Origin of the sequence: Sphingomonas sp. LR59 (assembly GCF_036855945.1) — a bacterium.
Taxonomy (GTDB): domain Bacteria; phylum Pseudomonadota; class Alphaproteobacteria; order Sphingomonadales; family Sphingomonadaceae; genus Sphingomonas.
On the sequence record NZ_JASPFL010000001.1, the window covers coordinates 582,391 to 595,282 of the forward strand.

The following is a 12,892-nucleotide window of genomic DNA, read 5'->3' on the forward strand; positions in this document are numbered from 1 at the left end:
TCAGATGTTGCGGACCATCACCGTCAGCATGCCATAATAGTCGGAAAGCGGAATCGTCTGTTCGAGTTCGCAGCCGATCCGTCCACCGAGCGACCAGCGTACGATCGCATCGACGCCGCCAAGAATTGGCAGGGTAATCCGCAGCCGATCGCCAGCCTCGAGCGAACCCTCGCATCGCGCCATCAGGCCGTTCGCGGACATATTCACCAGCACCAGTTTCATGCTGCGACCATCGCCGTCGATCGAATGCGTGCGGTGCATCACCTCGTCGCGTGGCTCGCCGCGGTGGTCTCGAACAGCCGTGGCATAATTTCGCATCGGATGTTCCCCGTTTTCTAGGACCATCGGCTTAACGGCGTCGCTGTGAACCTCGTGCGAACGGAGATGCTTAACGGCGTGTTTTCCACAACCAAAATACCCTCCGTTACGAGGGAGTTAGCATCCCATGACGCTTTTTCCCGAGGCTCAAACGGACCGGCGCCGCGACCTCGATCGAGGCGGTCGGCTCCTTCTCGACGGCACCGTCGATCCGCACCGCACCCTCGGCGATCTTCCGTCGCGCTTCGCCGTTGGAGGCGACGAAGCCTAGCCCGACGAGCGCCTCGACGATCCCGATCGAGCCACTCGCAACGGCAAAGCTTGGCAAGGAATCGCCCGATGCACCCTCCTCGAAGGTCTTTCGCGCAGTCTCCGCTGCCTGTTCGGCGGCAGCCCGGCCGCGGCACATTGCCGTCGCATCATTGGCGAGCACAATCTTGGCGGCGTTGATTTCCGCGCCCTCGAGCGCTTCGAGACGGGCGATCTCGTCGAGTGGCAGGTCGGTGAATAGCCGCAGGAAGCGGCCGACGTCGCGGTCGTCGGTGTTGCGCCAGAACTGCCAGTAATCGAAGTTCGGCAATTGATCCTCGTGCAGCCAGACCGCGCCGGACATCGTCTTGCCCATCTTGCCGCCGTCGGCCGTGGTGATCAGCGGCGTGGTGACGCCGTACACCTCGGTGCCGTCCATCCGGCGCGACAGCTCGATGCCGTTGACGATGTTGCCCCATTGATCCGAGCCGCCCATTTGCAGGCGGCATTCGGCGCGGCGCGACAGCTCTAGGAAGTCGTACGCCTGGAGGATCATGTAATTGAATTCTAGGAAGCTCAGCGACTGTTCGCGGTCGAGGCGGAGCTTGACCGAGTCGAACGCGAGCATCCGGTTGACCGAAAAATGCTGGCCGACGTCGCGCAGGAACGGGATGTATTCGAGCGCGTCGAGCCATTCGGCATTGTCGAGCATCACCGCGTCCGTGGGCCCGTCACCGAACGTGAGGAAGCGCTCGAAGATGCGACGGATCGAGGCGACGTTGGCCTTGATCCCGTCCTCGCCGAGAAGCTTGCGCGCCTCGTCCTTGAAGCTCGGGTCGCCGATCTTGCCGGTACCGCCGCCCATCAGCACGATCGGCTTGTGCCCGGTCTGCTGGAGCCGGCGGAGCAGCATGATCTGGACGAGGCTGCCGACGTGGAGCGACGGCGCGGTCGGATCGAAGCCGATATAGCCGGGCACGACCTGCTTGCCCGCGAGTGCATCGAGCGCGGTCGCGTCGGTCATCTGGTGGACATAGCCGCGCGAGGTCAGCGTGGTGAGCAGGTCGGACTGGTAGGTCATGGTGCGTCTCGTTCCCCTTCCGCTTGCGGGAGGGGTTAGGGAGGGGCTTCCTCGCCCCCATGCCCTCCCCGACCCCTCCCGCAAGCGGGAGGGGAGATTCACGTCATCCCGGCCATCACCGTCATCCCAGCCTCAACCGTCATCCCAGCGAAAGCTGGGATCTTTGTGGGGCGGGTGCCGTGGCCCGAACCGGGATATCCCAGCTTTCGCTGGGATGACGGGAAGGGAGTGGGTTACGGTGGTGGACGGATCAGCTTCGCGGCAGTTGCGACGTCGGATCCACCGGCGTCCGCCCCTTGCGCAGTTCGAAGTGCAGTTCCGGACGATCCGCGAACCCGGTGTCGCCCGACAGCGCGATCGTCTGGCCGCGCTTCACACTCTGGCCGCGCTGCACCAGCAGTTTCGACGCATGGCCGTAGACGCTGGTCCAGCCGCCGCCATGCTTGACGATCACCAGACCGCCGAGCGCGGCGATGCCGTCGCCGACATAGGCGACCACGCCGTCCGCCGCGGCATGGATCGGTGTCGACATCGGCACGGCGATCTTGATCCCGTCGTTACGTTCGCCGCTCGCACCCGGACCGAAGCGCTTCACGAGCTTGCCGTCGACGGGCCACAGGAACCCGCCGCTCGCCAGACGCGCTGGGGCGGTGACGACTGCGTTCGACGGCAGCACGCGGCGCGGTGTCGCGATCGGCCGAGCGGGCGCCTGATTGCTCGCCAGCGCGGGCTCGCCGCCGGTGAGGATGTCGTCGATATCGAGCTTGAACGCCTGCGCGCGTTCCGAGGCACTTGGCCTGCCGCCGCCCGGAGCATCGGGGATCTGGATCCGCTGATCGGCACGCAGCACGTACGGCTCAACCAGCGCGTTGGCGGCGACGATCCGCGACCATTCGACGCCGTACGCGCGCGCGATCGCGATCCCGGTCTCGCCGCGGCGAACCTGGTGATAACGCCCGCCGGGGATCGTCAGCCGCTGGCCGGCGCGGATCGTGTAGGGCGATTCAAGGTCGTTGGCGCGCGCGATGGCTTCCATGCTCGCGCCGCTGCGGTCGACCACACGGGCGAGCGTATCGCCGGGCCGAACGAGATAGGTCGAGTCGGGAATGGTCTTCGCATCGGCGCTGACCGGCCGCGCTTCCCAGGCGGGGCGCGGTGCGGGCAGGGCGGCGACTTCGCCGGTATCGCGGCCAGGAATATCCTGCGGCGGCGTGTCGTCCCGGCGCGGCCGATCGTCGTCTTGTCGTGGCCGATCATTGTCCCGACGGGGCCGATCATTGTCCCGACGGGGCCGATCATCGTCCCGACGGGGCTGATCATCGCGCCGCGGCGGGGGATCGCGATACGGCTGGCCCGGCGCGGTGCCGTAACCGGCCGGACGTTCGACCTGCGGAATACACGCGACGAGCCCGAGCAGCGGCACTGTCGCCACCGCAAACAGGCTCGCGCGCCGCATCAGCGATAGGCCCGTTCGAGCATATCCATCGACTCGAAATGCGTCAGGTCGAGATGCAGCGGAGTCACCGACACATACCCCTCCGCGGTCGCCTCGAGGTCGGTCGCGTGCGCGGGCGTCTCGACGGTGCGGCCCAGCGCGAACCAGTGATACTCGTAGCCGCGCGGGTCGGTGTTGCTGACGATCTGCAACCGACCATAGTCGCGCAGGCCCTGGCCGACGACGCGAACGCCCTTCACCGCATCGGCCGGGCCGGCGGGAAAGTTGATGTTGACCAGCGTCCGCGGCGCGAGCGGCGCATCGATCAGCGGGCGCAATACGCGCTCGCCCCAGGCGGCGGCGGCCTCGAATGGCACGCTGTCGCCCATGCCCTCGCGGCTGTAGATCTGGCTCAGCGCGATCGATCGGATGCCGCCCAGCGCGCCTTCCATCGCTGCCGAGACGGTGCCCGAATAGGTTACGTCCTCGGCGAGGTTCGCGCCGCGGTTGACGCCCGACAGGATCAGGTCGGGCGGGCAATCCTTCATGATCTTGGCGAGCGCCATCATCACCGCATCGGTCGGCGTGCCCGCAACGGCGAAGCGCTTCTCGCCATGCTTCCGCACGCGGATCGGCCGCGACAGCGTCAGCGAATGGCCCGCGCCGGACTGTTCGTCGGCAGGCGCCACCACCCAGACATCGTCCGAAAAGGTCCGCGCGATCGTCTCCAGCACCTTGAGACCGGGCGCATGATAGCCATCGTCGTTGGTCAGCAGGATCCGCATCAGCGCTTCGGCTCCAACACTGTCAGACCGCCGAGATACGGCTGGAGCACCGTCGGCACCGCGACCGAGCCGTCTTCCTGCTGATAGTTCTCCAGCACCGCTACGAGCGTCCGGCCGACCGCGAGCGCCGACCCGTTGAGCGTGTGGACGAACCGCGTGCCCTTCTCGCCCTCGGGCCGATAGCGCGCGTTCATCCGGCGCGCCTGGAAATCGGTGCAGGTCGAGACGCTGCTGATCTCGCGATAGCGCGCCTGGCCCGGCAGCCAGACTTCGAGATCGTAGGTGCGTGCCGCGGTAAAGCCCATGTCGCCGGTGCATAGGAGCATCCGCCTGAACGGCAGCTGCAACGCGTCGAGAACGCCCTCCGCGCACGCCGTCATCCGCTCGTGCTCGGCTTCCGACATGTCGGGGGTGACGATCGAGACCATCTCGACCTTGTCGAACTGATGCTGGCGGATATAGCCGCGCGTATCGCGCCCTGCTGCGCCTGCCTCGGAGCGGAAGCACGGCGTCAGCGCGGTGAAGCGCAGCGGCAGTTCGGCTTCGGTCAGGATCTGCTCGCGAACGATGTTGGTGAGGCTCACCTCCGCGGTCGGGATTAGCCAGCGACCATCGGTGGTACGGAACAGATCCTCCGAGAATTTCGGCAACTGGCCGGTACCAAATACGGCCTCGTCGCGGACGAGAAGCGGCGGCGAGACCTGCTCGAAGCCAGCGTCGGCGACGTGATCGAGCATGAACTGGCCCAGCGCGCGCTGCAGCTTGGCGGCAGGCCCGCGAACGAGCGTGAACCGCGCGCCGGACATCGCCGCACCGGTCTCGAAATCGAGGCCGATCGCAGGGCCGATCGCGTCATGCTCGCGAGCGGTAAAGGCGAAAATCGTGGGCGTGCCGCGGGTATGGACGAGCGCGTTGTCGTCCTCGCCACCGCCCTCGGGGACGTCTGCTGCGGGAAGGTTGGGAATCGCCGCGAGCATGTCGCCTAGCTCGCCGCTCAGCCGCGCCTCGTCCGCCTCGAGCTGCGGCAGCGCCTCCTTCAGGCTCGCGACCTCGGCCATCAGCGCCTGCGCCTTCGCCTCGTCCTTCTGTGCCTTGGCCTGGCCGATCGCCTTCGACAGCTCGTTGCGACGGGTTTGCGCGGTCTGTGACTCCGCGATCGTCGCCCGCCGCTGCTCGTCGAGCGCGACCAGCGCAGCGGACTGCGGTGCGAAGCCTCGTTTGGCGAGGGCGGCGTCGAAGGCGGCGGGATCGTCGCGGATCAGGCGTATGTCGTGCATGCCCGAGGCTATGCCGAGACGGGTGCGCAGGCGCAAGGCGGGCCCTCCTAATCCCCCTTTGCCGGGAAGGATCGGAACGCGCCGCAACCTCTCGAGTTTGCGGGGCGTTCATTCATCACACGCACAGCGAAGAAGGAGATATCGCATGCATCTTCCCCATAACTCGGTCGTGCTCGTCGCGGACGGTCGGAAAATGCTGTTTCTGCGCAACGAGGGCGACAATACGGACTTCAACCTGGTCGTTGAAAAGGCACAGGAGCACGTCAATCCCGCGACCCGCGATCAGGCAACCGATGCCGCCGGGCGTGCGTCGTCACCGCGTGGCGGTGTGCAGAGTTCGGTCGAGCCGACTGACTTCCACCATCTCGAGGAGGATCGTTTCGCCACCGAAGCCGCCGATTTCCTCAAGATCCGCGCGCTCAAGAACGATTACGAGTCGCTCATCGTCGTCGCGCCGCCCAAGACTCTCGGCGAGCTGCGCAAGCATTACCACAAGGAGGTCAGCAGCCGGCTGACGGGCGAGCTCGACAAGGATCTGACCGGCCATCCGATCGCGGACATCGAGAAAGCGCTAAAGGCGGCCTGACTTCAGCGCCTAAGCAAAAGGCCCCGCCGGACATGTCCAGCGGGGCCTTTTGAATGTGTGAGGCGAAAGCGTCAGGCGGCGATCGCGGCCGGCTTGGCGAAGCGTTTGCGGGCGACCAGCGCGGCCGCGGCCGCACCGAACAGCAGCACCATCGGCGGCGCGGGAACCGGTGCAGGTGGCCCGCCGCTCGACCCCGTGCTGCCGCTCGAACTGGCGCTGCTGGCACTCGACGCGCTGCTGGCACTGCTCGCGCTGCTGGCACTCGACCCACTCGAGCTTGCCGACGATGCACTGCTGCCCGACGAGGCTGAGCTTCCCGATGATCCGTTCGAGCTCCACCCGCCGGTCGAATTCCAGCCGCCGTTCGATCCCCAGCCCTTGCTGCTCGAGCCATAGCTCGACCCGTCATGACCGGGTTTGTCAGGCTTGCCGCCGGACGAACTGCCGCTGCTGGCGGACGATGCCGAGGACGCGGAGGAGGCCGATGATGCGCTGCTCGACGAGGTCGACACGTTGCCGCTGGATGACGAGGACACATCGCCGCTGGAGCCGCCGGCCGACGTCGACCCGCCGCTCGACGTCGACGAGATGACGATACTGCCGCTCGAGCCGCCGCTTCCGCCAAAGCCGCCCCCGAAGCCTCCGCCAAGCCCGCCGCCGAAAAACCCACCGCTGCCGCCAATGACAACCGGCGCAGCACCAGCGCCGCCGCCGCCGATATACCCCTCGCCAACCGGCGCGGGGATCGGGACCGGCGCGGCATTGGCGACCGTGACGACGGTCGGAGCACAGGTCGTCCGGGTCGTGGTGGTGACGCGGCGAACGCGGGGTCGCTGCACAGCGGCAATCTGCGGGCGGGCAACGCGTTTGACGAGTACCCGCTTGGTATTGGCGGTGCGATTGGAGCTTTCCGCAACATGCACGGCGCCGCCGCCGATCAGGGCACCACCACACGCACAGGCGCACAATTTGGCCAAGGCCATCCTAACCGACATAGCGTCATTCTTTCGTTGCCGGCACCCTCGTGTTGCCGGATCCCCGTGTGCGATGATTACGACATCGCTATCCCACTAACTGCAAAACAAACCGTTAAGCGCAATAGCATTAACCACATTCGGCGGGCTGAATCACCTGTTTGCCGACATCGATGCATTTGACTCGCCGTTAACGTGCCGGCTTGGGACATCTTTGAGCGTCTGGAAAGCGAATGGGGAGGAGACATAGCCATTGGTCGGCTGCCCGGCATGAAACGCGAAATTGTATACTTGTAATATAATGTCGAAGCAGGCGATGTTTGCGCAAGTCCGGTCGCTTGTGGTCGCCTCCGTGCACGACTATAGGCCCATTCACCATTTGGGGGCGGTCCTCGGAGATCAGCGTGGTTGATCCGACGGGGCCAGAGGGAGAGTGGTATGGCAACCGTGATGAATCGTATGGACGATACCGGAACTACCAACCGAAACGCTGCGAACGACAGCGACGTGGAAGGCTATCGGCCTGATGCCGACGAACCCTTTATGAGCTTGAAGCAGCAGGCGTATTTCCGTCGTAAGTTGCAGGAGTGGAAGGAGGCGATCCTTCGGGAGTCGCAGGAGACCTTGTCGCAGTTGCAGGTGGATTCGCTGCGCGAGGCGGATCTCACGGATCGTGCGTCGAGCGAAACCGACTGGTCGATCGAACTCCGCACGCGGGATAGGCAGCGCAAGCTTGTCTCGAAGATCGAGGCGGCGATTCGCCGGATCGACGAGGGCGAATATGGCTATTGCGAGGTCACCGGCGAGCCGATCAGCCTGGCCCGGCTTGAGGCACGCCCGATCGCGACGATGACGGTCGAGGCGCAGGAGCGGCATGAGCGCAACGAGAAGGTCTCGCGCGAGGATTGATTCGGGATATCCCCTCGATCGAGCCTGAGCTAGAGTCGCGATCGGCTGGCGCCCGCCGTTAAGTATTTCGGCGGGTATTTGGTCTATACGTGAACGTGGCTTCGGCCACTGGGCCTCGACGGTGCGAGACAATGATGGACAGCTTCGATCGTACGACAGCCACGGATCGATCTTCGGATGGCGTGGTGCAGGATGCACCGTCGGGAGATTCGGGTTCCGGAAAGCGGGCATTGCCGCGCGACAGTCTCTTGCTGGTCGCGCAATGCCAACTTGGTGACGAGCGCATCGTACACGAGGTTCGCGTCCGCAATCTGTCCGAGGGAGGGCTGATGATCGAGCTGGACAGGCCAGCCGAGGTTGGCACCCGCGTCTGGCTCAATCTGCGCGGGATCGGCGAGATCGTCGGCAAGGTCGCGTGGAGCATGGCCGGACGGATGGGGATCGCGCTCGATAAGCCGATCGATCCTAAAAAGGCGCGCAAACCAACTAGTGCAACCGCCAAATCATCTGTTTCGTGAGTTTTTAGGTTTAGTGATACCCTCGTGCAGCGGCCCCGAATGCGCCTGACCGTGACGATCGCTCCTCAAGTCCCTGCCTGAAGAGCGATCGCAGGATAGGTGTGGTTCAGACCATTACAGGCTGACGATCTCTTCCTTGAGCCGCAGTTTCTGCTTCTTCAGGCTCGCGAGGATAGCAGCGTCGGGCAAGGGCCGGTGCGTTTCGGCGGCGATTCGCTGATCGAGCACGGCGTGCTTGGTTTCCAGGGCTGTCTGATGCGTCGTCTGCACAGTGAAGTACCTCCTGCATTAGGTTTGGGTCCTGAGTAAACCACCATGTCACGATAATGTCTTCATCGAAAATGGACCAAATCGATTGGGCGACCGGTTCAGGCGATGACCCGTTTTTGGGCGGTAAGATCAAGACCCATGTCGGCCGGGTCCATTTATCCGTAGTTTCGTTGCATGACGCGCTTGCGCCCGACGCGATCCTCGCGACGCTTTAGCGCTCGCCAGCGCGTCCGCATTTGCTAAGGACTCGGGCGACGGAGGATCGGCATGTATCTTAGAGACGGCGTGGACGAGGCGCAGATTCGGGTTCGGCTCGACGGGATGCGGATCGAGCACCGCGACCTCGACGATGCGATCGCCGCCCTGATCCTGCTGCCGGTCCCGGACCAGTTGCAGATTGCACGATTGAAGAAGCGGAAGCTTAGGCTGCGCGATGAGATCGCCGCGTGCGAGGACATACTCGTCCCCGATATCATCGCCTAAGCGGCGGTGATGACGAGCATCAGGACGCACTGATCACCGTCTGTGTCCAAGGTGCATCGTTTTGGTACGTTTCGTACAAACCGCCGGTTGGATCGCTGGTCATCACACTGGGCGGGGCGGAGTGGCTATGGCATCGCACCTCGATGAATGGTCTGCAGGAATCGCCTTTGCATCGGCGACTGGTCGATGCGCTGTATAGCGAAGCGATGGTGTTGGCCGATGAGGCACGCACCTATTTCGATGAGGTAGGGCGCACGGACCGGGATACGCTCGATCCGATGATCCGCGTGAGCTTCAGTTGCGAGTCGCTGAAAGTGACGACGCGATTGATGCACGTGATTGCCTGGTTGTTGACGCAGCGAGCGATCGAGTCGGGCGAGTTACACCCTCGCGATGCGCTCGATCCCGCACGACGGCTTGGAGATGCTCCGGCGACCGACCAGAGCCTGCTCGACGTCCTGCCGACGCGGGCGCGGACGCTGATCGAGGCCAGCGCCGATTTGCATCGCCGGGTCGGCCGGCTTGATCGGGGACTGGACCAGATCGACCTCGATGTCACCAGCCCCGCCTTGTCGATACAGCGCATGCTCGCACGGGCATCGTTCTAGGGCTTACCCGGCCGCAGTCACGATCCGACCGACTAGTACGGATACGCCTCGAGCCGAGGAGGCTGGGTCATTTGCTGCATCGCGCCTTCACCTGGAGAGGCGGGGTGACCCTCGCTCGCGAACGAGGCCCAGCAAGGCTTGGGATAGAGCGGTCAGAGCGCCAATCGCGTCCGCGCCGCGCGGTACTCGCGCTCCAGTCGATCGACGCGATCGGCGACGCTTTCGACCTTACTGACCGCGCCGATGCCCTGGCCCGAACCCCAGATGTCGCGCCATGCCTTCGGCTTCGAGCCGTTGCCGCCGCCGAAATCCATCGTCTTCAGGTCGCCCTCGGGCAGATTGTCGGGGTCCATGCCCGCCGCCTCGATCGACGCGCGGAGGTAGTTGCCGTGCACGCCGGTGAACAGGTTCGAATAGACGATATCGGCCGCCTTGCCCGCGACGATGCCGTCCTTGTAAGCCGCATCCGCGTTCGCCTCGGTGGTCGCGATGAACGGCGAACCGATATAGCCGAAGTCCGCGCCCATCGCCTGCGCCGCGAGCACCGCGTCACCGGTCGCGATAGAGCCCGATAGTGCGAGCGGGCCTTCGAACCACTGGCGGATTTCCTGGATGATCGCGAACGGCGATAGGCGACCGGCATGACCACCGGCCCCGGCTGCGACCGCGATAAGACCGTCGGCGCCCTTCTCGATAGCCTTCCGCGCGAACCGGTCGTCGATCACGTCGTGCAGCGTGATGCCGCCCCAGCCGTGTACCGCGGTGTTCAGGTCCTCGCGTGCGCCGAGCGAGGTAATAACGATCGGCACCTGCCACTTGGCGCACGTCTCGAGATCGCTCTCGAGCCGGTCGTTCGATTTGTGGACGATCTGGTTGACCGCGAACGGTGCCGCCGGGCGATCGGGATTAGAGCGGTTATGCGCGCTGAGTTCCTCGGTGATCCGGTGCAGCCACTCGTCGAGCATCGCCTGCGGGCGCGCATTGAGCGCGGGGAACGATCCGACGATGCCCGCCTTGCACTGCGCGATCACCAGCTCGGGGCCGGAAATGATAAACAACGGCGAGCCGATGACGGGCAGGCGCAAGTTTTTTAGAATAGCGGGTACGGTCATGCCAGTTTCCTAGCGCAACCTATTCGCCCGCGCCAGACCCGGTTTTGCCCTCCACCCCGGCCGGCGATGCGGCGAAGTGGAGGGCAGGGTATCAGGCCATCTTGCCGATGACCTTGTCGAGCGTCAGCGGGTATTCGCGGATGCGGACACCGCACGCGTTGTAGACCGCGTTGGCGATCGCCGCGCCGACGCCGCACAGGCCGAGCTCGCCGATGCCCTTGGCCTTCATCGGCGAGGACTTTTCGTCGAGTTCGTCCATGAAGAACACGTCCTGCATCGGAATGTCGGCATGCGCCGGCACATGATATTCGGCGAGGTCATGGTTGACGAAATAGCCGAACCGCGTGTCGACGATCGCGTCTTCCATCAACGCCGCACCGACGCCCATCGTCATCGCCCCGATCACCTGGCTGCGGGCCGATTTCGGGTTGAGGATACGGCCCGCGGCGAACGCGCCACTCATCCGGCGGACGCGGATTTCACCGGTCGCCGAGTCGACGCCGACCTCGACGAAATGCGCGCCGAACGTCGCCTGCGCATAGGTCTTGGTCAGGTCGCCGAACTCGATCGTGTCCTCGGCGGAGATGCCGGCATCGCCTGCGGCCTCGGCAAGCGAAACGCTGCGGTTGCCCGACTTCACCTTGCCGTCCTCGAACACGACGTCGGTCGAGTTGAACCCGAGTTTCCGTGCAACCGAGTCACGCAGCGCCATGCACGCGGCATAGACGCCCGCCGTCGAGCTGTTGCCGCCCCACTGGCCGCCCGAGCCCGACGAGGCCGGGAAGCTGCTGTCGCCGAGCAGGACGATGACCTTGTCCATCGGCACGCCCATCATTTCGGCCACCGTCTGGCCGATGATCGTGTAGCTGCCGGTGCCGATGTCGGTCATGTCAGTGGCAACGGTGACGACGCCCTTCTTGTCGATCCCGACGCGTGCGCCCGACTTCATCGTGACGTTGTCGCGGAACGCCGACGCCATGCCCATGCCGACCAGCCAGCGGCCGTCGCGGACCTGACCGGGGACGGGGTTGCGCTTGTTCCAGCCGAAGCGTTCGGCGCCGGTCTTCAGGCAGCCGACCAGATCGCGCTGCGAGAACTGACGCGTCGGCTTTTCCGGATCGACCTGCGTGTCGTTGATGATCCGCAGCTGGACCGGGTCCATCTTCAGCTTCTCGGCCAGTTCGTCCATCGCCGCTTCGAGCGCGAGCAGGCCGACGGCCTCGCCCGGCGCGCGCATCGCGTTGCCCTCGGGGAGATCGAGCACGGCGAGACGCGTCGCGGTCATGCGGTTCGCACCGGCGTAGAGCAGGCGGGTCGCATTCGGCGCCGTTTCGGGACCACCGCCGGGCAGATCGCCCGACCAGCTCTCATGCGCGATCGCGGTGATCTTGCCGTCTTTCTGCGCGCCGATGCGGAGGCGCTGGATCGTCGCGGGGCGATGCGTCGTGTTGTTCATCACCTGCGGGCGGGCGAGCGCGAGCTTCACCGGACGTCCGCCGATCGCACGCGAGCCGAGCGCCGCCATTACGGCATCGCTACGGACCCAGAGCTTCGACCCGAAACCACCACCCACATAAGGCGACATCACATGGATGTTTTCCTTGGGCAGCAGCAGCGTCTCGCTCATGTCGCCGACCGCCCAGGCGATCATCTGGTTGGACGTCCAAAGCGTAAGCTTGCCGTCCTTCCACGCCGCGGTGGTGGAGTGCGGCTCCATCATCATGTGGCTCTGGTCGGGCGTGGTGTAGCGCTCGTCGACCTTCACCGCGGCCTTGGCGAATGCGCCGGCGAAATCGCCGACGGCAGTGTCGGGGTTGCCACTCTTGGGCTTGGTTGCCGATGCTTGCGATGCGGCGAGATCGAACTTGCCCGCGGCCCGCGCGTAGTTGACGCGGAGCAGCTTGGTGGCGGCGCGCGCCTGCTCGAACGTCTCGGCAACGACTAACGCGACGGCCTGGTCGTAATGCTGGACCTCGGGCCCGGCGAGCATCCGTGCCGTGTGGTTCTTCGCCTTGCCGAGCTTGCCGGCGTTCTCATAAGTGACGACCGCGAGCACGCCCGGCGCGGCCTTCGCATCAGCCGTGTCGATGCTCTCGATCCGGCCCTTGGCGATCGCCGCGCCAAGGATGTAGCCATAGGCCGCATTCGGTGCGGCGTCGTTGCGCTCATAGGCGTAATGCGCAGTGCCGGTGGTCTTCAGCTTGCCATCGATGCGATCGAGCGGCTGGCCGAGCACCTTCATGCGGTCGGTCGGGTTCGCCGTGGCGGGGGTATCGAACTTCATGGC

14 protein-coding genes are annotated in these 12,892 nt (G+C 65.1%); 5 read left to right on the top strand and 9 right to left on the bottom strand.

Annotation, left to right across the window (positions count from 1 at the left end):
* From QP164_RS02720 to serS, 5 genes are all read right to left on the bottom strand, one after another.
* Nucleotides 1-318: a PilZ domain-containing protein gene (locus QP164_RS02720; protein WP_333922041.1), complete on the bottom strand. Its 318-nt coding sequence runs from the start codon at nt 316-318 to the stop codon at nt 1-3.
* A gap of 106 nt (nt 319-424) precedes the next feature.
* On the bottom strand, nt 425-1,648 hold the full coding sequence (tyrS, locus tag QP164_RS02725; protein ID WP_333922042.1) for a tyrosine--tRNA ligase: 1,224 nt from the start codon (nt 1,646-1,648) through the stop codon (nt 425-427).
* A 250-nt stretch (nt 1,649-1,898) separates the two neighbouring features.
* Entirely contained in the window at nt 1,899-3,104 is a 1,206-nt protein-coding gene (locus QP164_RS02730; RefSeq protein WP_333922043.1) for a M23 family metallopeptidase, read from the bottom strand.
* Nucleotides 3,104-3,868: a 5'/3'-nucleotidase SurE gene (gene surE, locus QP164_RS02735; RefSeq protein ID WP_277982230.1), complete on the bottom strand. Its 765-nt coding sequence runs from the start codon at nt 3,866-3,868 to the stop codon at nt 3,104-3,106. Before surE ends, QP164_RS02730 begins: the two co-directional genes overlap by 1 nt.
* On the bottom strand, nt 3,868-5,145 hold the full coding sequence (gene serS / locus QP164_RS02740) for a serine--tRNA ligase (RefSeq protein ID WP_333924167.1): 1,278 nt from the start codon (nt 5,143-5,145) through the stop codon (nt 3,868-3,870). Before serS ends, surE begins: the two co-directional genes overlap by 1 nt.
* A 145-nt stretch (nt 5,146-5,290) precedes the next feature.
* On the opposite strand from serS, the gene QP164_RS02745 reads away from it, so the two are divergent.
* Nucleotides 5,291-5,731, top strand: a complete 441-nt coding sequence (locus tag QP164_RS02745) for a host attachment family protein (protein WP_333922044.1) — start codon at nt 5,291-5,293, stop codon at nt 5,729-5,731.
* Between the two features lie 71 nt (nt 5,732-5,802).
* On the opposite strand, the gene QP164_RS02750 is transcribed toward QP164_RS02745, so the two are convergent.
* The gene (locus QP164_RS02750) at nt 5,803-6,714 is read right to left on the bottom strand and encodes a hypothetical protein (RefSeq protein ID WP_277982228.1); all 912 of its coding nucleotides are present in this window, start codon (nt 6,712-6,714) and stop codon (nt 5,803-5,805) included.
* A gap of 429 nt (nt 6,715-7,143) precedes the next feature.
* Between QP164_RS02750 and dksA the strand changes: the two genes are divergently transcribed.
* Together dksA and QP164_RS02760 are read left to right on the top strand one after the other, a co-directional pair.
* Nucleotides 7,144-7,614 (top strand): RNA polymerase-binding protein DksA, encoded by a 471-nt coding sequence (gene dksA, locus QP164_RS02755; protein WP_132738428.1) that lies wholly within the window; start codon nt 7,144-7,146, stop codon nt 7,612-7,614.
* A gap of 134 nt (nt 7,615-7,748) precedes the next feature.
* The gene (locus tag QP164_RS02760) at nt 7,749-8,132 is read left to right on the top strand and encodes a PilZ domain-containing protein (protein WP_333922045.1); all 384 of its coding nucleotides are present in this window, start codon (nt 7,749-7,751) and stop codon (nt 8,130-8,132) included.
* A 114-nt stretch (nt 8,133-8,246) separates the two neighbouring features.
* Here the strand turns inward: QP164_RS02760 and QP164_RS02765 are convergent, their stop codons facing one another.
* Complete coding sequence (locus QP164_RS02765; protein ID WP_082463337.1) at nt 8,247-8,402, bottom strand: YdcH family protein; 156 nt, start codon at nt 8,400-8,402, stop codon at nt 8,247-8,249.
* A gap of 267 nt (nt 8,403-8,669) precedes the next feature.
* Here QP164_RS02765 and QP164_RS02770 point away from each other — a divergent pair, with 267 nt between their 5' ends.
* Nucleotides 8,670-8,885: a YdcH family protein gene (locus QP164_RS02770; RefSeq protein WP_132738422.1), complete on the top strand. Its 216-nt coding sequence runs from the start codon at nt 8,670-8,672 to the stop codon at nt 8,883-8,885.
* Nucleotides 8,886-9,028: 143 nt separating this feature from the next.
* Nucleotides 9,029-9,493, top strand: coding sequence for a DUF1465 family protein (locus QP164_RS02775; protein WP_132738419.1), 465 nt, complete (start codon nt 9,029-9,031; stop codon nt 9,491-9,493).
* Between the two features lie 152 nt (nt 9,494-9,645).
* Here the strand turns inward: QP164_RS02775 and QP164_RS02780 are convergent, their stop codons facing one another.
* A complete protein-coding gene (locus QP164_RS02780; RefSeq protein ID WP_333922046.1) occupies nt 9,646-10,605 on the bottom strand; it encodes an NAD(P)H-dependent flavin oxidoreductase in 960 nt (319 codons plus the stop codon).
* A gap of 91 nt (nt 10,606-10,696) precedes the next feature.
* Entirely contained in the window at nt 10,697-12,889 is a 2,193-nt protein-coding gene (gene paoC, locus QP164_RS02785) for an aldehyde oxidoreductase molybdenum-binding subunit PaoC (protein ID WP_333922047.1), read from the bottom strand.
* Nucleotides 12,890-12,892: the final 3 nt, after the last annotated feature.

Excerpts from the sequence above, each read along its gene's own strand:
- QP164_RS02720 (WP_333922041.1), bottom strand. The coding sequence starts at position 318 with ATGCGAAATTATGCCACGGCTGTTCGAGACCACCGCGGCGAGCCACGC.
- tyrS (WP_333922042.1), bottom strand. The coding sequence starts at position 1,648 with ATGACCTACCAGTCCGACCTGCTCACCACGCTGACCTCGCGCGGCTAT.
- QP164_RS02730 (WP_333922043.1), bottom strand. The coding sequence starts at position 3,104 with ATGCGGCGCGCGAGCCTGTTTGCGGTGGCGACAGTGCCGCTGCTCGGG.
- surE (WP_277982230.1), bottom strand. The coding sequence starts at position 3,868 with ATGCGGATCCTGCTGACCAACGACGATGGCTATCATGCGCCCGGTCTC.
- serS (WP_333924167.1), bottom strand. The coding sequence starts at position 5,145 with ATGCACGACATACGCCTGATCCGCGACGATCCCGCCGCCTTCGACGCC.
- QP164_RS02745 (WP_333922044.1), top strand. The coding sequence starts at position 5,291 with ATGCATCTTCCCCATAACTCGGTCGTGCTCGTCGCGGACGGTCGGAAA.
- QP164_RS02750 (WP_277982228.1), bottom strand. The coding sequence starts at position 6,714 with ATGGCCTTGGCCAAATTGTGCGCCTGTGCGTGTGGTGGTGCCCTGATC.
- dksA (WP_132738428.1), top strand. The coding sequence starts at position 7,144 with ATGGCAACCGTGATGAATCGTATGGACGATACCGGAACTACCAACCGA.
- QP164_RS02760 (WP_333922045.1), top strand. The coding sequence starts at position 7,749 with ATGGACAGCTTCGATCGTACGACAGCCACGGATCGATCTTCGGATGGC.
- QP164_RS02770 (WP_132738422.1), top strand. The coding sequence starts at position 8,670 with ATGTATCTTAGAGACGGCGTGGACGAGGCGCAGATTCGGGTTCGGCTC.
- QP164_RS02775 (WP_132738419.1), top strand. The coding sequence starts at position 9,029 with ATGAATGGTCTGCAGGAATCGCCTTTGCATCGGCGACTGGTCGATGCG.
- QP164_RS02780 (WP_333922046.1), bottom strand. The coding sequence starts at position 10,605 with ATGACCGTACCCGCTATTCTAAAAAACTTGCGCCTGCCCGTCATCGGC.
- paoC (WP_333922047.1), bottom strand. The coding sequence starts at position 12,889 with ATGAAGTTCGATACCCCCGCCACGGCGAACCCGACCGACCGCATGAAG.